This is a genomic window from Methanobrevibacter sp., assembly GCF_017409525.1.
GTDB lineage: Archaea > Methanobacteriota > Methanobacteria > Methanobacteriales > Methanobacteriaceae > Methanocatella.
In genome coordinates, this window is the sequence record NZ_JAFQSO010000012.1 from 249,315 (window position 1) to 268,759 (window position 19,445).

At 36.9% G+C, this 19,445-nt stretch carries 19 protein-coding genes; 1 reads left to right on the forward strand and 18 read right to left on the reverse strand.

Features of this window, described 5'->3' with window-relative positions:
* Positions 1 to 9: 9 nt before the first annotated feature.
* The 3 genes from IJE64_RS07025 to IJE64_RS07035 all read right to left on the reverse strand — a co-directional run bounded on the left by IJE64_RS07025 (position 10) and on the right by IJE64_RS07035 (position 8,989).
* Entirely contained in the window at positions 10 to 7,122 is a 7,113-nt protein-coding gene (locus tag IJE64_RS07025; RefSeq protein WP_292783984.1) for a DUF3320 domain-containing protein, read from the reverse strand.
* Positions 7,123 to 7,282: 160 nt separating this feature from the next.
* Positions 7,283 to 8,107, reverse strand: a complete 825-nt coding sequence (locus IJE64_RS07030; RefSeq protein ID WP_292783987.1) for a PfkB family carbohydrate kinase — start codon at positions 8,105 to 8,107, stop codon at positions 7,283 to 7,285.
* Positions 8,108 to 8,140: 33 nt separating this feature from the next.
* Entirely contained in the window at positions 8,141 to 8,989 is an 849-nt protein-coding gene (locus IJE64_RS07035) for a cation diffusion facilitator family transporter (RefSeq protein WP_292783990.1), read from the reverse strand.
* Positions 8,990 to 9,100: 111 nt separating this feature from the next.
* Between IJE64_RS07035 and IJE64_RS07040 the strand changes: the two genes are divergently transcribed.
* Complete coding sequence (locus IJE64_RS07040) at positions 9,101 to 9,280, forward strand: hypothetical protein (protein ID WP_292783993.1); 180 nt, start codon at positions 9,101 to 9,103, stop codon at positions 9,278 to 9,280.
* 218 nt (positions 9,281 to 9,498) lie between these two features.
* Here IJE64_RS07040 and IJE64_RS07045 read toward each other — a convergent pair whose 3' ends face one another.
* The 15 genes from IJE64_RS07045 to ribC form a co-directional block, all read right to left on the reverse strand.
* A complete protein-coding gene (locus tag IJE64_RS07045; protein WP_292783996.1) occupies positions 9,499 to 10,134 on the reverse strand; it encodes a DUF447 domain-containing protein in 636 nt (211 codons plus the stop codon).
* A gap of 141 nt (positions 10,135 to 10,275) precedes the next feature.
* Positions 10,276 to 10,965, reverse strand: coding sequence for a HisA/HisF family protein (locus tag IJE64_RS07050; protein WP_292783998.1), 690 nt, complete (start codon positions 10,963 to 10,965; stop codon positions 10,276 to 10,278).
* Between the two features lie 582 nt (positions 10,966 to 11,547).
* Positions 11,548 to 11,832, reverse strand: coding sequence for a DUF3194 domain-containing protein (locus tag IJE64_RS07055; RefSeq protein WP_292784000.1), 285 nt, complete (start codon positions 11,830 to 11,832; stop codon positions 11,548 to 11,550).
* A gap of 34 nt (positions 11,833 to 11,866) precedes the next feature.
* Complete coding sequence (locus tag IJE64_RS07060) at positions 11,867 to 12,214, reverse strand: prefoldin subunit beta (protein ID WP_292784003.1); 348 nt, start codon at positions 12,212 to 12,214, stop codon at positions 11,867 to 11,869.
* Positions 12,215 to 12,254: 40 nt separating this feature from the next.
* Positions 12,255 to 12,524: a KEOPS complex subunit Pcc1 gene (locus IJE64_RS07065; protein ID WP_292784005.1), complete on the reverse strand. Its 270-nt coding sequence runs from the start codon at positions 12,522 to 12,524 to the stop codon at positions 12,255 to 12,257.
* The gene (locus tag IJE64_RS07070; RefSeq protein ID WP_292784008.1) at positions 12,517 to 13,002 is read right to left on the reverse strand and encodes a Brix domain-containing protein; all 486 of its coding nucleotides are present in this window, start codon (positions 13,000 to 13,002) and stop codon (positions 12,517 to 12,519) included. The genes IJE64_RS07065 and IJE64_RS07070 overlap by 8 nt, the downstream gene beginning before the upstream one ends.
* 43 nt (positions 13,003 to 13,045) lie before the next feature.
* Positions 13,046 to 13,177, reverse strand: coding sequence for a DNA-directed RNA polymerase subunit P (locus tag IJE64_RS07075; RefSeq protein WP_082706360.1), 132 nt, complete (start codon positions 13,175 to 13,177; stop codon positions 13,046 to 13,048).
* Between the two features lie 3 nt (positions 13,178 to 13,180).
* The gene (gene rpl37A / locus IJE64_RS07080) at positions 13,181 to 13,450 is read right to left on the reverse strand and encodes a 50S ribosomal protein L37Ae (protein WP_292784011.1); all 270 of its coding nucleotides are present in this window, start codon (positions 13,448 to 13,450) and stop codon (positions 13,181 to 13,183) included.
* Positions 13,451 to 13,716: 266 nt separating this feature from the next.
* Positions 13,717 to 15,201: an IMP dehydrogenase gene (gene guaB / locus IJE64_RS07085; RefSeq protein ID WP_292784014.1), complete on the reverse strand. Its 1,485-nt coding sequence runs from the start codon at positions 15,199 to 15,201 to the stop codon at positions 13,717 to 13,719.
* 12 nt (positions 15,202 to 15,213) lie between these two features.
* Positions 15,214 to 15,927, reverse strand: coding sequence for a (5-formylfuran-3-yl)methyl phosphate synthase (locus IJE64_RS07090; protein WP_292784017.1), 714 nt, complete (start codon positions 15,925 to 15,927; stop codon positions 15,214 to 15,216).
* An 89-nt stretch (positions 15,928 to 16,016) separates the two neighbouring features.
* On the reverse strand, positions 16,017 to 17,219 hold the full coding sequence (locus IJE64_RS07095; protein WP_292784020.1) for an LUD domain-containing protein: 1,203 nt from the start codon (positions 17,217 to 17,219) through the stop codon (positions 16,017 to 16,019).
* A complete protein-coding gene (locus IJE64_RS07100) occupies positions 17,209 to 17,877 on the reverse strand; it encodes a (Fe-S)-binding protein (RefSeq protein WP_292784022.1) in 669 nt (222 codons plus the stop codon). Before IJE64_RS07100 ends, IJE64_RS07095 begins: the two co-directional genes overlap by 11 nt.
* A gap of 3 nt (positions 17,878 to 17,880) precedes the next feature.
* The gene (locus IJE64_RS07105) at positions 17,881 to 18,228 is read right to left on the reverse strand and encodes a DUF2304 family protein (RefSeq protein WP_292784025.1); all 348 of its coding nucleotides are present in this window, start codon (positions 18,226 to 18,228) and stop codon (positions 17,881 to 17,883) included.
* Positions 18,229 to 18,237: 9 nt separating this feature from the next.
* The gene (locus IJE64_RS07110; RefSeq protein WP_292784027.1) at positions 18,238 to 18,942 is read right to left on the reverse strand and encodes a glycosyltransferase family 2 protein; all 705 of its coding nucleotides are present in this window, start codon (positions 18,940 to 18,942) and stop codon (positions 18,238 to 18,240) included.
* Positions 18,943 to 18,956: 14 nt separating this feature from the next.
* Positions 18,957 to 19,415 (reverse strand): riboflavin synthase, encoded by a 459-nt coding sequence (ribC, locus tag IJE64_RS07115; protein ID WP_292784029.1) that lies wholly within the window; start codon positions 19,413 to 19,415, stop codon positions 18,957 to 18,959.
* Between the last annotated feature and the right edge of the window lie 30 nt (positions 19,416 to 19,445).

A 19,445-nucleotide genomic window follows, 5' to 3' on the forward strand; every position in this document is an offset into this window, starting at 1 on the left:
AAATCTCACCTAATTAAGTTCAACATAATCATTGACAATTTTAACGCGATTGTTTGCAATCATCAAGTCCAACACACCGTTGATTCTGGAAGCGGTCTTTTTGGATGTGGATTTAAATCCAAAATTACGTGAGGTTTCTTTAGCTATCTGTTTGGTGGTAACATCAGACTTATGAATTAAAACTAGTTCGATGCTTTTTGCAATTTCCTCATCGGATATCAATTCAATATTCGGCTTGTCCCTTTTTCTGACAATAACATTATTGTTTGAAGCATCATATAGGAAATCACCAATTCTAATAATGTCTCCTGACTTTTCAGATTCATCAATAGCCCTGTTGACAGTCTTTTTCAAGTTAGAGCCTGCCCGTTTGATATTGCAGCTGGATTTAACCCTGTTGGTCAGTTCTTTAACATGTATAGGCCCTTCAATATCCACAATGTTGTTGATTGATTTGGATACATTGGCAATCGGTTGGGAATATAAATCCTCTTGAGAGGATAGGCCAATGTCTGTGGCTTCAACATAACCTATTATTTCATCTTCAAGTTTTCTTTTGCCCGGAAGCTTTTTATCATCAAATGCTTTTAGCTTATTGTTATTCTGGAATCTTTCCTTTTCGATTTCCTTGTAATCATCATTGGCCGTTTTAATAATGTCTTCCAAAGCTTGATCTTTAAGTTCTTCACGCCTATGCTGCTCGTTGACAGTGACAATAACATCATCATCACTAGCTATTTCTTTTTCAAGCCTTTCTCTCATTAGCTCTTCGCTGATTCTTTGCTCTTCTTTTTCAGCGAAAGTCATTTCCTCTTCCATTTGAATAATCTTGTCAGAGTCATCGTCACTCGGCCTTGACAAGTAATCCTCAGGATTGTACTCTTCAGTCCTATCCACAACAGAGACATAATCGATTTGGGTCGGGTTTTCGATTTCATTTAGTGATTTGTTAATGTACTGCATGTCCTTTTTAATGCCCCTTATTGAATCTTTAAGGGACTTGCTTTTATGGTCTTTATAATAAACATTATTTTTTCTTAAAGGATTTGTAACGTCATTCGCTCCTTTAAAGTACATGTCATCCTCATAAGCTTCAGGTGTTTCCTTTTGATTATCATCAGGGATGTCTAAATTTTCATTTTCGATTTCCCTGCTCTCATAATCCGGAATACTCTCCTTAGAAGTAATGCCTTCATCTTCAGGAATATCTGCATCAACGCTTTCAATCTCCTCATCCACATAATGATTGCCTATGCTTTCCTCGCCAATTCTTTGATTATCGTCAAAAATCTCATTCATGAATTCACTCATTGCATTATCGATTACCCTAGTTGCCTCTTCATGAAGTTCATCATATTCGTCATTGTCCAAATCAGGCAATGTGTCTGTAAATATATTTAGCTCTTCATCCTCCTGTTCGAAATCCCTTTTTGGAGTTGGCCTTTCAAGCGGAATGTCATCTGCATCACCTGTTATGATTTCCGCCTCAACGACAAATTCGTCTTCAGGGGCTGGCTTGTGTGATTGGATGTCATCCTCTTCATCGATGATTTCTCCCCTTAAAGTCTCTATAATTTCAGGCTCCAATTTAGATTCACCGCTGACAACATCGGAAATAATTGACTTGACGAAATCTGTTCTTTTAGATTTGACTTTGGCCTGGTGGACCTCACCGACTTGAGAGGTGTTTTCACTTTCCAAATCGACATTCTCCTCTTCAAAGCTAGAAGGTTCCTCTTTGCTGTAATCAGCATCCTCATCTTTAAAGCTTGAAGGCTCGTCATTAGTATGGTCCACATATATATAATCATCATCAGAACCCAAATCAACATTATCTGATTTAGCCGGTCCCTCATCATTAACGCTTTGAGAATCAAAACTGGCATCTTCTTTTGCAGGAATGTCCTCACTTCCCAAATCATATTCATCACTTGAATTTAGATTTTCTTCACGGGAAACATTCTCTTTTTCTAAATCCCCACCTGATTTTAAATTGACCTTATCCTTGAAAATTGGACCTCTAGTTTTTTTGTCTTTAATTTCGCTTTCAGGAGCATCCTCTCTAGAAGCTATGTCATCATCAGCTTTTATCTCTTCATGAGCAACATAATCCTCAATATCGAATTCATCTTCCTTAATGTCTTCAGATGATTCATCATTGCTGTGGTCTACATAAATGTAATCATCATCAGAACCCAAATCCACATTATCTGATTTAGCCGGTTCATCTTCATTAGATTCAGATTCATCCTTCTTAATATCGCTTGCAATGTCTTCTTTAATATTCTCATCCAAATCAGAATCATTACCTAAATCCTTACCGAATTTAAGTGTTGAGAAAATGGAATCCTTGTCAGACTCATCATCAGAATCATGTTTAAATTTAGACTTTATTTTTTGAGCCCATGACTTTGAAGTGGAATCGTCTTTTTCATCCGCATAATCCTTATCTTCTTCCCATACTTCAGCATTGTCTTCAGGGGAAACGCCTTCATCAGATTCCCACACTTCTGCATCATCATTTTGACTGGTAGGTTCCTCCTGTGATTCCCACACTTCAGAATCATCATTGCTTTCATCGGATTTTACATCATTATCTATATTAACATCACTGGCTTCATCAGGTTTGTTTGCATCATCGTTTAACTGTTCGGATGCATTTTCATCACTAGCTTTATCTAATGAGTCTCCATCAACAAATTCTGAAGGGTCGCTAGCATAATCTGTTTTCTCATCGCTTTCATTTATGGTTACGAATTCAGATGGGGCGGGCTTTTCGACATTACTCTCATTTTCGACCTTTTCATCTTCTTTTTCAAATAACTCTGACGGATCCATCGCGCTAACGTCGATTGGTTTTTCTAAAACATCTCCCTCATCGACCTTTTCGACTTCTACAAAATCGCTTGGACCTATATCTTCAGGATTTACTTCCTCATCATTTTCTTCTTGAGCTTGCCTTTCAGCTTCTTCTCTTTCACGAGCTAAACGCAATTCTTCTGCTTTTTTCTCAGCTTCCAATCTTCTTTTCTCAGCTAATTGTTTAGCTTCTTCGGATTTGCGCTTTTCCTCTTCCCTAGTCTTCTTAATTGATTTTTCAACAAAGTCCAAAAGTTTTTTTCGACCCAAATCCCTGTTCCTATACCAATCTGTGGACCATAAATGATAAAGTTTCCATCCAAGGCCGGTCAATACCTGCTCACGGAGCCTGTCCCTATCACGGGCCACTTTGCTTGAGGAATACATCTTTCCATCAGTGGTGATTCCCAATATGTATTTTCCAGGATTCTCATCATCGACAATAGCCAGATCAACTCTGAAACCAGCGCATCCTATTTGCCTGTCTACCTGGTATCCTTTTTCCTCTAAGAAGCTAGCTATCACATCTTCAAACGGTTCTTTTAAATATGAGTCAGAGCTGTTGGTTCCTAAAGTCAGATTTTCAGCATATTCAAGGAATTCCTTTAAGGATTTAACACCATACGGAGGATTTGCTGTTAAATTCATGTCATAAGCTTTGAAATTTGAAAATACCACACATTTTTCTCTTGCACGTGTGATTAGAACATTCAAACGTCTTTCTCCACCATCCTGATTTAAAGGACCGAAATTGAGAGACATCTTTCCGTCCTGGTCGAACCCATAACCTACACTGATTAATATGACATCCCTTTCATCCCCCTGAATTGTTTCAAGGTTTTTGACAAAGAAACGCTCTTCCCTATTATCAGAGAACAAAGGTTCAAATTCAGGTCTTTCCTTACGTTTAACTTCCAGGGCTTCCAATATTGCATTTTTCTGAGCGACGGAAAATGTTCCAACACCCAAACTTTTTGATTCGCCATACTTTTCAAAATGATTGAATATTTCATCTGCAACGTCCTGTGCTTCGAGAGGGTTTGCAGATGATGAACCCCTATGGTATGCAGTATTTGGATTATAATGGAATTTCAAACCGAGTTCAGGGTCATTGTGTGACGGAGACGGATAGACCAATAAATCATCGTCATAGAATTCCCTGTTTGAAACGGTAATCAAAGACTCATGGCGGGAACGGTAGTGCCACTTAAGCATCTTAACCGGGAATGACAGTTTGCATAAATGAAGGATGCTTTCCATATCCAGTGATGTTGCCTCTTCCTCATCACTGTCGGCATCAGACATCTGATCAAAAAATGAAGTTGGAGGCAATTGCTGTGTATCGCCCATCACGACAGCTGTTTTACCTCTCATGAAAGCCCCAAGGGCATCTTCCGGTTTAACTTGACTTGCTTCATCAAAAATGACAACATCAAATTGCAATTCCTCATTTGTCGGGTCCAGATATTGTGCAATGGATAGTGGGGACATCATAAAACAAGGCTTGATTTGTTTTATCATTCCACCAGCCCTTTCCAGAAGTTTTCTCACCGGCATGTGTCCGCTTTTTCTTGTAAACTCACCTGCAAGTATCTTGGCTTGAGGATTTTCGGTCCCTCCGAAAATCTTAGGGATATTGCTGTTTAGCTTATGGAAAATTCTTTTACGGTTTAAAGAAAGGATTTTCTTATCCAAATCCTTAAATTCGCGAATTCTATTTTCATGGAGTTCCCCAACAAATGTTGCCAATTCCTGATTTTGAACAAATAATATGTTTAAGAGTGAATCTGCGAAGTTTCCATCAACCAATGCTTCGATATCTTCTTTTTTAATGTTTCTTTTTTCTATTGGATCTACGAACATTTTTGCATTGGACGATTTAAGCGCATTTTTTGTATTCAGGTATTGGGACCAAAGATGAAGGCTTGAAAGCTGGCCTCTCCAATTGTAAAGCTGTTCCTGCCATGCCTCAAAAGTCACATCACCTGTTTCCCTTTTAAAGATAAGCTTGCTTCTTGGATTCAATTTGTCTTTAAGCTTTGAGAGAACACGGACAAATTCCTCGCCCGCATCAATATATTCTGCAAGGTCCCTTTCCGGTTTAATGTCAAACAGGTCCTTGCTCATAAGGTCAATGGTGTTTTCGGAAAATGTTCCTTCACGCACAAGGGCTGTGAATTCGCTCATCCAACGGGCAATGGCTTTCAAATCATCAGGATTTGCATTTAAGTGCCAATATCCTCCGAAATACTTTTTGCCTAATGCCTCATTAGCTTCAAGAGTCTTTCTCATTTTGATTATTGCTTTTGCCTCTTGCAGATCTTTTATAATTTCATCAATGCTTCCACTGACCGGATATGCGTAATACCTTTCGACAAGCTCTATATGCTGCTTGTTGTTAAAGAATCTGAATTTCTTGTTGGAAATGTTTCTTAATTCATAGATTAATCCGTCAATATCTGCCTGATAAATGCTTTGATTGAACTTGTTTAAGCTTTTGGAATATTTCTGATATTTTTCAAGCTCATTGATTAGCTTATATGCATCATCATTGTTGCTGTTCCATGCTCCTGACTTCAATATGCTTCCATCGATTAGTTCCGCATTCTGAGATTTTATAATTTCAAATGCTGAAAGCGAATTTTGAAACTCATTTAGGGTATCTGGCTTTTTAATTCCGTAAATGTCATAGACTCTTCCACGCTCAACAAGGAAATTATCCAAGGAATGCAGTGAATCGTTAATCAGCATTTCAATTTCCCTTAAATCAGCAGGAAGCAAACTCTTTGGAGAGCATTTGCTCCAAGGATTTTCTTTGGAGATTGTCTGATACAGTTCAGCCAGGTTCTCTAAAGCTATTTTCATATCATCCAGGTCTTTCAGGGAAACATATTCCGGATTTTCAAATCTTACCAACGGCATTATCTCATTTTTTCGAGCGAAATGGTCATCGGCAGATTCCTTCATTCCATACAACTGGAACGGGGATAGGTTAACCGCAAATGCGGGTTCATGAATAATTTGAGAGTAATCATCCAGTTGACGGCGCAAGGTTTCCAGTTTGCGAATGGTCTGGTCAATGTTCAATGGGTCCTGAGCGCGCACATTGGTTGCCTTTTGCAAATCCTTGAGGAATTTCTTACGCCTGGTCTTATGCGAATGCAGTTCCAGTACGAACTTGCCAAGGCCCACTCCTGTTAGCCTGTCTTTTACAACATCGAGTGCCGCCATCTTTTCTGATACGAATAAAACTGATTTGCCCTCTGCAAGCAACTCGGCAATTAGATTTACGATTGTCTGTGATTTACCGGTTCCAGGCGGACCCTCTACAACCAGATTGCGCCCTGCCTTGACATCCTGAATCGCTGCAATCTGTGATGAATCGGCATCCAAAACCTGATACATGCTCCTGTATTCAAGCTGGGAGTCAATGTCTTCTTCCCTGAATGCTTCCTGACTATTTTTTGCAGGGTTGAAAATAGCTTGTATCAATTCGTTTTTGGTTAAATCTACATTGTCTGCCCATGCTTCAGGGTTTAAATCATTATACATTACAAATTTAGTAAAACTAAAGAAACCTAAAGCCACATTGCTGTTTACTTCCCATCCGTCCATTCTGCTGACTGCACGGCGGACGCTTGAAATATAATGGTCAATGACTTCACCATATCTCTTGAATTCAAAATCGGGGAGCTCAATGCCAGCTTCCAATAATTTGGCTTTAAGTGAAATATTTGTTTGAATATCCTCTCCAGTCCATTCAAGGTTGAATGACTCTCCAACCTTTTTCCTCTCCATTGCAACTGGAATCAACACCAAAGGGGCATTGTTCTTCTGCTTAGGCTTGGATTTGTCTTTCCATTGCAAAAATCCAACTGCCAAATACAGGATATTGTAACCCTGCTCTTGAAGCATTGTCTTAGCCTGGTTATTTATGTAATATAATCTCTTTTGAAGTTCCTTTGGGGTCAAGTCAGTGGCCAACTTCTTGTCGCCTTCCGAAAAGATTGATATGTCAAATGGAATGTGGTCCCATACTGAGGATTTGTCTTCCTTTTTGTCTTTCTTATTTGCCACAAAATACATTTTGTTTTCTTGCAGGACCAATGTCTGGAAAAGATTTATAGGAGATTGATTTACTATAGTGATAGTTTTTGCTCTTGTCTTGAAGTTAAGAAGCTGATTTCTTAAGGTTAAATCCAAAAGCTCCTTACGTAAGTTTTTAAATTCCTTCTCGATTATATTAGTTGATTTGTTTATCATGATGACCCTTTGTAGTGTTTAAAAAATTCAATATACATATATAATTATTATAATATATATTAATAAAGTTTTCTAAAAGTTATTAAAATTGATTAAAAGCAATGAAAAAATAATAAAATAATGATTAAATGATGAAACAGAGATTATTTTTGTAAAAAGATTATTCTTTGCTATTGAATGGTCCGAAGTTTTCTATTTTTCGGCTAGCTATCAAAGAAGCGAAATCACCCGCTTGCTTTTGAGTATTGCCCAATAATCTTTGAGAAACATAGGCCGCCATATACGTATCTCCACAACCTGTCGTATCCACAACATTATCACACTTTACGGCCTTGATTTTGATTTCCGAATCCGAAACTATCCTAGAGCCGTGAGAACCGTTGGTTATCACCATCTCATCTACATCAAAGCCCTGACCAATCATGGTTGATTCCGCCTCATCCAAAAATATTGCAGAAACACCTCGTAAAACATTGGCCATCTCGTCAAAATCACTTAATTTTATAGTGTAATTGTCATTTACTTTAATGTCGGGAACTCTTAAAAATCCCTGAATTGAGGTGAAGATCGGAACGTCGAAAGTTTTTAGATATTCCATGGTCTCCTGCGGAAAATCATAATGGTTCAATGGATTTATTACAAACCCCTCAACATCAACATCCTCCAGAATACCTTCCAAATCACTCTTTAGGATTGGAATCTGGGCGAAGTTGCTTGATTGTTCCCGGATATCCGGATTATTCTTAAACGGATATCTGTTTATGAAATAATGAGTATCATCCTTTAAGATTACCTTAACCTTATCCGAATTTGGAAACTCTTCTACTAATTCTTCATCCGAGCAGTTTACGACAGCCATGTAATCATCAAAAAACTCTTCATAAACAAATGATTGAAAATAGGTTGCTCCACCAGTTTTATGAGATTCAACATCACCGATAATCACCAAATCCCTTGTAACCGGTCCAATAACAACAAGCGTCATAAGAATGAATATGGTTTAATAGAATATAAAACTTTAGTCAAGTTCAATGGTGATATCCACAACATGATACTTACTTGAAATGGAATAGATTTCCTCTTTAATGTCTTCCACATTCTTTCCAAAATCGACATCGACTTTTAGGGTCATGACAGAATCGATACCGTCAAGAGACCAGATATGAAAGTCATCAATGGCATTGACGCCATCGATTGCTGAAATTGCACTTTTAAATTCATCGACATCAAAATGGTCCGGTGTCTTTTGAAGCAGTACTTCAATGGACTTGTACAAGTTTCTTGCAAGGTTAAATATTAGCCACAATGCAATTCCAATTGATACAAACGGATCCAAGTAGGAAGCGCCATCCCAAAACATCAATACAATGCCCAATATCAAAATGGCCACCCATTCAAAGACATCACCAAGCTGATGGAATAGAATGGCTTTCTCATTGAAAGTCTCACCGCCATGCAATCGATAGACTGATATCGATTTGAATATTATTCCAACAATTGCAACGAGAAGCATTCCTTCAGCATCGACACCTTCAGGAGAAAATAGTCTTGGAATGGCTTCCTGAAGAATTACCAATGCCATGATTATTACAAAAACGGAAATTATTACTGCACCCAAAATTGAAAACCTCTGATATCCATAGGAATAGTTATCTGTAGAATCCTTTTGGGCGACATGCTCCAAAAACCATGCCAAAGCTATTGAAATGGTATCCGACAAGTCATGAATGCAGTCTGCAAGAATTGCCATACTGTTGGTTGCAAGACCTCCTACAATGACAATTATGTTGAACGTCAGGTTCATAAAAAACACAAACGCTAAATTCTCACCTGCTTTTTTGTGATGATGATGTTTATCAATTCTCATTGTTATTACTTTTTAAAGCAATACAATAAAAAACTTATTGAAACCCAAATTAAAAACGAATAAAGTTATATTTATATAATTAGAAAATTAAAATTATAGTAGTGATTTAAAATGGCAGTAGTCGGAACAACAATATTTTCACACATTCTTCCAGTAATTTTTGGATTTTTTGCAATATTATTAATAATTTCCGGATCTCTAGATGAAAACAGACCTAAATTAGGTTTAGGTATTGCATTATTCGTTATTGCTTGTATATTCCCATATGTGGTTTTAAGTGTTTTAGTCTAGAAGCTTTATGGAACTGTAATCGTTTTATAGACTTTTACCTAATATCCCCTTATTTTTCAATGCGTTTTTCTTAAAATTATTTTCCATCAAAAGCATATAATTTATATCACATATAACTGCAACACTCAAAAACCCACATTTTTTACCAGCTTTTGCCGACCAGTTTGGATTCAGCGCCGATTGATGCGTTCTGCTGAAATTAAAGGCAAAATGATGTTCTATTCAACATCAAAACCCTTTTCTATCATGCTGTTTTTAAGAATTTCCATGGCTTTTACCGTGTCTTGTCCGGAAACCCTCTTAATCATACGATAGTTCTCATTAAACCTTCCGATGAAATAATCCTGCTGCTGCTTACTTACAAGGTCAAGTCGTGTATAGTTTGTAAGGCATTCCAGAAGCGCAAATACACCTCGGTTTAAAGCCTTTGCACATGGATTGTTTTTGACGATTTCCACAACATCGCTGCTTATGATATAAGCTTCTCCATTTGATGTTACATGGTCTTTAATCGGGTCCATTTTTCTAATGTCTGTGACATCACAAATGATATATGCCTCTGCATTTTTCAATATTGCAATGTCATCGTCATCTGTAAACTCTTCAATATCCAAGTTTCCGATGGTTGAATTTACAAAATTTATAGGATCAAAGGTTATATTTACAACATATTTCCGTGTTTCCATAATGTTTTTCAGTGTTGTGGTGCCGACAAATAATCTGCATCCAAGTTTGTCTTTGCCTTTGCATACAATTCCTATTGGTGCTGCATTTTTTACACCGTCCCTGCTCATGGTAGTGTAAATCCCTTCATATTTCTGCCCTTCTTCAATTCCAATATCTGTCAAATCCATTTTTTATCACCTTCTATTTTTTTTAAGTTAACATAATTTTCCCCATGAAAAAAGTTATTAAATGATAACAATTTTTATTTAAGAGATATATTATTTGTTAAATAATTATGAACACTTAATAGTTTACAGTTTTGTAAATGTTTAGTCTAGAAGTCTGACTTCACCGGAATGCAGACTTGTGCCTATCAATACTTTTTTTATTCCAAGTGAATCCAGCTCGCCGATGGATTTCTTATTCAACCCACCGGCAATAATCAATTTATCCTTCAGCTCTTCAAACTCCTTCAACAAATACTCATTATATCCCTTCTCTGTTCCCACACCGGAAATGTCTAGAAGAATTATTTCATTTGGATCTAAAACTTTCAATATCTCCTTAAATTCCTTAAGGGACAAATCGAAATTCTTGGAGTACAACTCGTCATTTTTAACGTCCACGCTTACGACAATCCTTTCTTTAGGATACTTTTCAAATATTAATTCCATCTCTTCAATGCTTTTTATTGTTTCGGTCGGAACGATTACCTTATATGCGTAATCCAGGAAAAATTCAAAGGATTCTACATCCTTCACGCCGCCATCAAACATCACGGGCAGAATCGTATTGACCATCTTAATGTCGTTAATGTTATGGCCTTGAGACTCAATCAGGTCCAAATCGGCAATGTACATCTCATCGGCGCCGTTCAATTTTAATCCCTGGGCAATTTCAACAGGATTTGCGGAAGGTGCAAAAACAGTGCTTAATGGCGTGTATGTGTCCCTCATGCCGGATTTGCCACTAACGGCCTGGTGTTGTTTTAAATCTATAACAGGTATTTTCTTAATCATGATAATAGTTAGAATATCAAAGTATAAAAATTTTAAAAAAAAATATAGGAGGAAAATTAAGCTAAAAATGTTTTTTTAGCCTAATTTCGAATAATAAAAATAATGATCAATTTAGTTATAACAAGGCGTTTCGACCTCTACTAATAGATTACATCACATAGTATATAAATGTTACTCTATTTTAGAAAAATTAAAGTATAATTGAATAAATTATTTTTAATAACATTGCATAAAAAATAAAAAACATTTAATTTTATATAAAAAAAATAAACAAAATAATCATTATTCCTAATTTTTATAAAATTGCCATTTTTAAGCATGTCAAAATTGTCAAAAAATGATAAAATCAGATTGATAAAGTAAATTTGAAAAAAATAAAGTGAAAAAAGTTTGAAGTATTAGAAGAGGGAAATTTGAAAGATAATAATTCGTGTTTGTACTAATATTGCTAAGCTATTGGCATACTTCAAACTCTCTACATAATAATTTATTTTAATAGTATAAATACTTTTTTATAAAAAAGTATTACATATGCTAATAAAAATTATAAAAAAAGTATTACTGGGAATTTAAAAAAAATAATTAAACTCTAAAATTCTCGTCGATATAGGAATCAAACCTTAAATAAGCGCCGTCAATAGCTTTCATGATCTGGTCCTGGTTGATTTGGGAAAGCTCATCGAAAATTACTCCAACGTCAACATCAACATCCAGCTGGTCATTTTCATAGCTGATGACAATATCCAAATCCAAATCCTCAACTTCCTTGGTTGAAATATTCTTTGAGACTTCCTGGCCTAGAATTTCACCGAAGTCATCGGAAATTGTGGATAAATCGCTTTGGGATAGTTTTTTAAGCTTTGACATGTTAATCTAAAAAAAAGAAAATAAAGTATTAAGCCTATTGGCCCATACCTTGCATTGCGTTTTGGATAGTGGATTGCATCTCTTCAAGCTTTTTCATGACTCTTTCCTCTTGGCGGGTCATGGTCTGTTTTCTTAATTGAAGGGTTTCCAATTTATCTTCCATTTCAGCTAATGCGTCTGCATATTCCACTTTAATAAGTAAAGTTCCAGCTTGCTTGAACACTTCGGTATTCTCATCAGTCTTTTTTAGTTCTTCCAATGCTTTTTCAGTTTCTTGAATTTGAATTTCAACATTTTGAACTTGCATGGTTACAGCTTGAGCTTGTTGTTGTAACTGTTGAAACTGATTTAATTGATGTTGAATATTTTCAGGAATCTCCATATTATCACCTATTTATTATTTTATAGTTATTTTATAAATATTATTTTATTGTCAAATTATTTATCTCCAATGCCAGATTAATCCATTTAATGGCTGAATTGACAGAAGCCCTAAATGATGTTGAATCCTGAGCGTCTATATCTATTATGATATTGGACCCCTCCAAGTCAATTGTCATAGATGACCTGAAGTCGGGAGCGGTCTCAAACTCCAGGATAATGGCATCGTAAATTATTTTTGCCTGATCGGCACTTTCAAACTCTACAGTTATGTTGCTTTTAACTGATTCAAGAGGGGTTTCATCAATCATGTGCCGCCTCTAAAATCTTTTTAACGTTGATTTGGAAATTGAGCTTATCTCCAAATTTATTAATGAAATTAATCTTAGCCACTAGATCTTCATCGTCACGAACAAGTATGTAATTGTCCTCTGCCTTGTCCACTAAATCCAAATCCAGGATATCGCTCAAAACATCTAATCTCTTAATGTTTGAAACCATTTTCAATTTAGATGGCGCCATGTTAAGCTTTTCATTATCCATAACAACACTAATGAGAATTACAAGCAAAACTTCTCCCTTATTTGAATAGAAAGTGATTTTACTTGGGTTTCCCTTAATTTCATTCACGACAGCCAGGTTGAATTCATCCACTTCCAGGGCTTTCAGGAGAAGTTCGCGCATATTCATCTTGCCCCGGTTAACGGAAGTTGAATCAGTTAATCGAGCTAAATTTTTACAGAACTTCCTGGTCTTTTGAGAAGGCTTCCTAGAAGTTGAAATCAACATTTAAATCAAAAATAGTAAAAAAATATAGTAAAAGCAGAATAAATTATCTTGCTTTTATGATTCTAGTAGTTTCTGGAACATTTTTAAATAAAATCCTATATCTGCATTTAGGACATTTATTTTCCATGTAGCTTTTATGGTCTACTTCTGCTCCACAACGTGGACATCTATACAAGGCTTATTCCTCCACTTGGATGTCTCTTATACTGCGTGCTGCAGATTTTGCCATAGGAGTTTGTGGAATGTAAGCTCCTCCGGTGAACACTGCACCACATTTTTTGCATTTCCAGATTCCGGCAGCTTGTCTTTTTACATAAGGCCTGTCGCATTTTGGACAAACATGATTCTTTTTCATGTTTTCTTCAATGATTTTAACAGATCTTTTTGCTTTTCTTCCGTATCTTGCACCGAACCTTCCTGTGATACCTACTTTTTTAGTTCTTGCCATTTATATTCTCTCCGTAATAAATAAAATTTAATTAAAAAATGCAAATTCCTTGAATTTGCATAGATTATCTAAAATAATCATAAAATTATCTAATATGATAATATAGTAGTTACTATTATTTAAAGGTTTGCTTAAAAATAGTTTATTTGATAAAAAACACGATTTTTTAAATAAAATATAAATAATTTTGATGAGAAAATGCTTCCCCCTATAAATCAAATATTTTACTGTATTCCCATCAAAATATAATATTAAATGAAATCCAACTATTCGAAAGTTGGATAATTAGGGCTTTCATTAGTGATTAACAAGTCATGAGGGTGGGATTCCTTAATTCCACTGCTTGTAATTCTAACGAATCTTGCCTTTTGTTTCATTGCATCGATGTCTTTTGCACCGCAATAACCCATGGATGATTTCAAACCGCCCACTAGCTGGAATAGAATTTCAGCGATTGTTCCCCTGTATGGTACAGCGCCTTCAATTCCTTCCGGAACATACTTAGTGTGGTTCATCTTACTTTTCTGGCCTTGGAAGTATCTGTCTGCTCCGCCATCAAACTCACTGGTCATTGCACCCATGGAACCCATTCCACGGTACTTTTTGTATTGCTTACCGTTCATTACAACGATTTCGCCAGGAGCTTCCAAGGAAGCCGCAAGCAAGTTACCAAGCATTACTGCATCTGCTCCAGCACCTATGGCTTTAGCAACATCTCCAGAGTATCTGATACCACCATCAGCAATGACAGGAATGCCTGAATCTACCGCTGCATCAGCAACATCTGAAATGGCAGTTAGTTGTGGCACACCTACACCTGCAACAATACGGGTGGTACACATTGATCCCGGACCTATTCCTACCTTAAGCGCATCCACGCCCATGGATATCAAGTCTTCAGCAGCCTCTCCTGTTGCAATGTTACCAACGCATAATTCTGCATCGATATTATCTTTAATGGTTTCAGTGAACTTGACCACATTCATGTTATGAGCATGGGCACAGTCAATGGAAATGATGTCAGCACCGGCCTGATCAAGAGCCATTGCCCTGTCCAAATCAAACGGACCGCAAGCGGCTGCAACCAAAAAGTTACCATCCTTATCACGTGCCGCATTCGGGTACTGATCCCTGTTTAGAATATCCTTAATTGTGATGATTCCCACCAATTTGCCGTCATGAACAACAGGAAGCCTTTCAACCTTATTTTCATAAGCGACATTCAATGCCTCTTCAGCAGTGACTCCCTCTTCAACAGTCACGACATCGGAAGTCATGATGTCCTTAACTGTTTTATCAGGTTCAGAGTTTAAAACCGGTCTGATATCCCTTTTGGATATAATTCCGATAATTTCATCCCCTTCTACAACTGGAAGACCGCTTATAAGCTCGTCTCTCATGATTTCCTGAACATCAGCAATAGTGGAATCCTGTGAAATAGTAACAACATCACGAATTGTCAAGTCTTCAGCTGATTTTACCTTCTTTACCTCTTCAACTTGCCTTTCCTGTGTGATGTTTCTGTGAATAACTCCGACACCACCTTCCTGTGCCATGGCAATTGCAAGTTCAGCTTCAGTTACAGTATCCATAGCTGCACTTAAAACTGGAATATTAAGTTTAATTCCTTTGCCTAACTCTATTTTTGTATCAATGTCCTTAGGTTCAACATAACTTGCATTAGGAGTTAAAAGAAAATCATCAAAAGTATAAGACATTCTTGCTTCTTGAACTTTTTTAGAATATGACATAAATAACACCCATTAGAATGAATCACATAAATCCTTAAGCTCAGCTACTGCAGTATGGTGTATCTTACCGGTGTTTCTATCACCGCCAACACAGGCAGCTCCCCTAATGCCGACAACATCACATCCGATGTCATGCAACGGTTTTAGTTGATCCTTTTTAACGGAACCTGCAAGTGCAGTCAACAAATCATAGCTGTGAGCCTCTTCAACAAACTCTTTTAACTGGTCAATATCCAAATAATCAAATAATGTATGACCATCTTTAACTGCAGTGTCAAGCATGGCCAAATCGCAGCCGGCATCCTTTGCAACCTTTGGAATCTCCATAGGTCCGACAGCGCCGACACGATGAGCATCCGCATATCCTGCAGCTACAATAATTGTATCTTCACTAACATCTTTTACAGTCTTTACAACATTTTCCATGACTTCGACAGCTTCGTCATGGTCTTTTGTTCCATATAATCCGACTTTAATATAATCCGCTCCTGAAACATGAGCGCCCATTGCTGCAAGGGAAACTGTACCCGGTTTGTAAGGCACATCACCTAAAGTAGCGCTTACAAGCTTGTCTTCAGGAGTTAATTCCCTTATTTCCTTAATAACCCATGGGAAATTAGCGCCTAAAGAGCCTTCCTTAGGATTTTTCACATCAACAATGTCTGCTCCTCCTTTAATAGATTCTAGAGCTTCTTCACGATTTATAGGACTTATTAATAGAAGCATATATTTCCTCCAATAAAATATAATTTTATAATATAATAATATTACTTCTTTATTATTTATAAGACTATTGTTTTGTTAAAAAAATAGAGTTAATATGGGGAATCATTTTTGAAAACATTGTCTTTGATTTTGCCGTGTGCCTTCGGATAGAATCCCGCATCGGCTGACAATTTCCTCATGTTTTCAATAATCTCATTTGTTGGAATTGCAACAGGACAATTCAGAGTGCATAATCCGCATAAAGTGCACATGTATAGGCCTGAATTATAGCAGGTCTCATCATCTTCTATGAATTTTGACATTGCAACGCCACGACCGCCCAAATAATTATTAAATCCGAACTCATTTCCAACCGCATTATAAACTGGACAGTGAACAACACAGTTTCCGCAGCCAATGCAGTATAGACATTCAGGGTTTGCCTCGCTTCTTCCATTGTCCAACAATATTACGACCACCCTTTCAGCACCATACATGTTTTTCAACAGCTTCTTTTCGATGTCTGCAGTTTTTGACGGGCCGGACACCACATTCATGTATGAGGTGACATAGCTTCCGGTTGCAAAAATGGTTTCAAGTTTTACAATCGATATTGCGTCTTCCAAAGTAGGCACTATTTTATCGATTCCAGCTACAATTATATGCAAATCTTTTAGTGAAACTATGGAAATATTGCCCTCATTGTGAACCATCACAAGGGACCCCTCCTCGGCGGCTATTGCATTGGCTCCACTTATACCTACTCTTGCACTTTCAAGACGTTTCAGCACATCACTTCTCACAAGCTCCATGATTTCCCTGGCTTCGGGATTGACGTTTGCATCAAGAGAGTCATTAACAATGTCAGTGATCTTTGAAATGTTCAAATGAGAGGCAGGCCCTGTCGGATGAACTGGCTTATTGTCTATTTTTTTAAGCTGCAATATCCTATCTCCAAGGTCTGTTTCAATAACATCAATATCGCCACCATCAAAATGACCCTTAAGATTGATTTCGCCTAAAGTATTGGATTTGGCTTTGGCGATAGCGGTTGTCTTATATTCAGCAAGTAATTCATCAATAATATCCAATGCATCATTTGAAGTTTTCGCCATCTTGACTTCAATGTCATTCCGCTTAAATGACTCGATAGCTTGATTCAATAACTCCTCATTATTTTCAATGGAATACTCTTTGATTTCACGACACCTTTTTTCAAGTCGTTTAATGGATGCAGACTCCTTGATGGAATTTGACCTTTTTTTAACAGTATCAAAAGATTTCCTCATGGTTTCAAGTTCACTAGATTTCATCCACATCACCATATTCCACTAAAAATTCAGTCAAATCGAGAACTTCCAAATCATCATTTTCCAGATTAAGCTTACAGAATGGACATGGAGTTACCAATATTTCACAATCTGTTTTCAAGGCTTGTCTTATTCTTAAGTCTGCCATCTGGGAAGCGATTTCAGGATAAGCTGACTTCACGCCCCCTCCGGCACCGCAGCACAAGCTATCCTCCTTGATATTTTCCATTTCAACCAGGTTCGCTAATGAGCCGATGACATCCCTTGGCTCATCAAACACATTGGAATGGCGACCCAAATGACATGAATCATGGTAGGTGACATCCAAATCCTTTTTAGAAAAATTAAGCTTTCCCTCTTTAATCAATTCATCCAATAATTGTGATATGTGAACTACATCCAATCCTTCATAATCGTCCTTTAGAGTTTTATAGCAACCTGCACAGGAAGTCAATATTCTTTCGCCTTTAAGAATTTCGGTGTTTTTTTCTATTTGAGACCTTGCCTCATCTTCGAAGCCTGTCCTAAGCAAAACTGACCCGCAGCATTTCTCATCATCCAGAATATGATAGTCAACATCTGCTTTTTTCAGGAGCGCTTCGGTTGCCTTTTGAATGTTCGGCAGCTTTTCGCGTGCAGTGCATCCTCTAAAATATAACATAAATTATTCCTCTTCATCGTCAAGAGTGATTTCGTTTTTTAATGCGACTTCCTTCACTATTTCATTTAGATTGTCTTGCATCTTATCAACAATGAAATACATTTTTAAAATGATATAGAATAATATTACAAACACTAAAATAATTATAAAGTCCAAACCACGGGTTATACCAAATATCCTAGCGAATGTGCTACTGAAATCTGGGAAAATGGAAAATAGAATAACAAAAATCCAAAATGCAGACCACACAATAACCGTGCTTAATGAATTCTTACCATGACTATACCTTATAATAATGCCCACAATAGATATTATGGAAATAATTGGAAATATAAAAGAATACAAAAACATATTTTCACCTTAAAATTGATCTCTAATCATCTGGAACATAATCTTCAATGCAACAGAAACGTTTGTTCCCTTTGCCTGTGTTTCGGGAGTGTAGATTGTCTTGATTGGAACTTCCTCAAATGGAATATCATTGTCATTGATTTCTCTGATGAATTCTGAAGATATCAAATATCCTCTGGAATTGATGCTTATCTTGTTTAATGCATCAATGGTTAGTGCCCTAAATCCAGTTTGCGAATCGCTGACATCGACCCTGTAAAAAATTCTGGTTAACAGGTTCATTATTGCATTTGCAAAATTTCTGGTTGTAGGCATGTCCTTTAGAGGTCTTGCGCCGATTACGGCTTGAGCCCTGCCAGTGACTAAAGGCTCCAAAACGTTTTCCAAATCATCGACTGAGTGCTGTCCATCCGAGTCCATATTCACTATATATTTAGGATCATACCTTAAGACGGCTTCAAATCCTGTTTGCATTGCAACTCCAACGCCACGATTAATAATATGAGAATAAATAAAAATATTTTTAGGATATTTTCTTTGGGATTCCTTAATAACCTCTAAAGTATTATCTGAAGAACCGTCATTAACGATGACCATTTTAAATCCTTTCTTGGCTATCTCTTCAATAACCGGCTGGATTCTAGTTTCCTCATTATAAGCAGGAAGAATAATGTATGTAGATTCCTTATCTTCCTCAGATATTTTAAATCCCATTTTACACCCTTATTTTATAATGGTCCTGCATCCTCTTTTCCTTCACGCATTCCCATTCCAGCTTCCTTTCTCATTGCTTTTCTGTGATACATCATTTTTATCAAGTTTTGCGCATGTTCACGGGCCCTATTCTCAGCCAGTTTTGCAAGCTCTACCGGGTCTTCTTCCTCATCCTCATGCACAAACACTTCCAATATATGAGTGTTTGTCATTAGCTGCGCATTGATAAGACCTGTTGACGCTTCATGAGCGCACATCTTGTCTTTTTCCATTGGCCCAGGCATTCCAAGTGCCATTACAATATCGCAATTTTCCTCTTCAATGAGAATTTTTGCAGTTACCGGCAAGTCCTTGACGCCAGGAACTGTTTCACGAATAATTTTTAAATCATGAGCATTATTTTTAAGCTCATCAATAGCGGCTGCGGCCATGTCAAAGCGGGCAAATGTAGTGTCACAAATTCCAATTCTCATGTAAATTCACCTTACAAAAAAATATGTTTT

Excerpts from the sequence above, each read along its gene's own strand:
- IJE64_RS07095 (WP_292784020.1), bottom strand. The coding sequence starts at position 17,219 with ATGAAATCTAGTGAACTTGAAACCATGAGGAAATCTTTTGATACTGTT.
- IJE64_RS07040 (WP_292783993.1), top strand. The coding sequence starts at position 9,101 with ATGGCAGTAGTCGGAACAACAATATTTTCACACATTCTTCCAGTAATT.
- IJE64_RS07060 (WP_292784003.1), bottom strand. The coding sequence starts at position 12,214 with ATGGAGATTCCTGAAAATATTCAACATCAATTAAATCAGTTTCAACAG.
- IJE64_RS07030 (WP_292783987.1), bottom strand. The coding sequence starts at position 8,107 with ATGACGCTTGTTGTTATTGGACCGGTTACAAGGGATTTGGTGATTATC.
- IJE64_RS07025 (WP_292783984.1), bottom strand. The coding sequence starts at position 7,122 with ATGATAAACAAATCAACTAATATAATCGAGAAGGAATTTAAAAACTTA.
- ribC (WP_292784029.1), bottom strand. The coding sequence starts at position 19,415 with ATGAGAATTGGAATTTGTGACACTACATTTGCCCGCTTTGACATGGCC.
- IJE64_RS07110 (WP_292784027.1), bottom strand. The coding sequence starts at position 18,942 with ATGGGATTTAAAATATCTGAGGAAGATAAGGAATCTACATACATTATT.
- IJE64_RS07055 (WP_292784000.1), bottom strand. The coding sequence starts at position 11,832 with ATGTCAAAGCTTAAAAAACTATCCCAAAGCGATTTATCCACAATTTCC.
- IJE64_RS07070 (WP_292784008.1), bottom strand. The coding sequence starts at position 13,002 with ATGTTGATTTCAACTTCTAGGAAGCCTTCTCAAAAGACCAGGAAGTTC.
- IJE64_RS07100 (WP_292784022.1), bottom strand. The coding sequence starts at position 17,877 with ATGTTATATTTTAGAGGATGCACTGCACGCGAAAAGCTGCCGAACATT.
- IJE64_RS07045 (WP_292783996.1), bottom strand. The coding sequence starts at position 10,134 with ATGGATTTGACAGATATTGGAATTGAAGAAGGGCAGAAATATGAAGGG.
- IJE64_RS07065 (WP_292784005.1), bottom strand. The coding sequence starts at position 12,524 with ATGATTGATGAAACCCCTCTTGAATCAGTTAAAAGCAACATAACTGTA.
- IJE64_RS07090 (WP_292784017.1), bottom strand. The coding sequence starts at position 15,927 with ATGCTTCTATTAATAAGTCCTATAAATCGTGAAGAAGCTCTAGAATCT.
- IJE64_RS07035 (WP_292783990.1), bottom strand. The coding sequence starts at position 8,989 with ATGAGAATTGATAAACATCATCATCACAAAAAAGCAGGTGAGAATTTA.
- IJE64_RS07105 (WP_292784025.1), bottom strand. The coding sequence starts at position 18,228 with ATGTTTTTGTATTCTTTTATATTTCCAATTATTTCCATAATATCTATT.
- rpl37A (WP_292784011.1), bottom strand. The coding sequence starts at position 13,450 with ATGGCAAGAACTAAAAAAGTAGGTATCACAGGAAGGTTCGGTGCAAGA.
- IJE64_RS07050 (WP_292783998.1), bottom strand. The coding sequence starts at position 10,965 with ATGATTAAGAAAATACCTGTTATAGATTTAAAACAACACCAGGCCGTT.
- guaB (WP_292784014.1), bottom strand. The coding sequence starts at position 15,201 with ATGTCATATTCTAAAAAAGTTCAAGAAGCAAGAATGTCTTATACTTTT.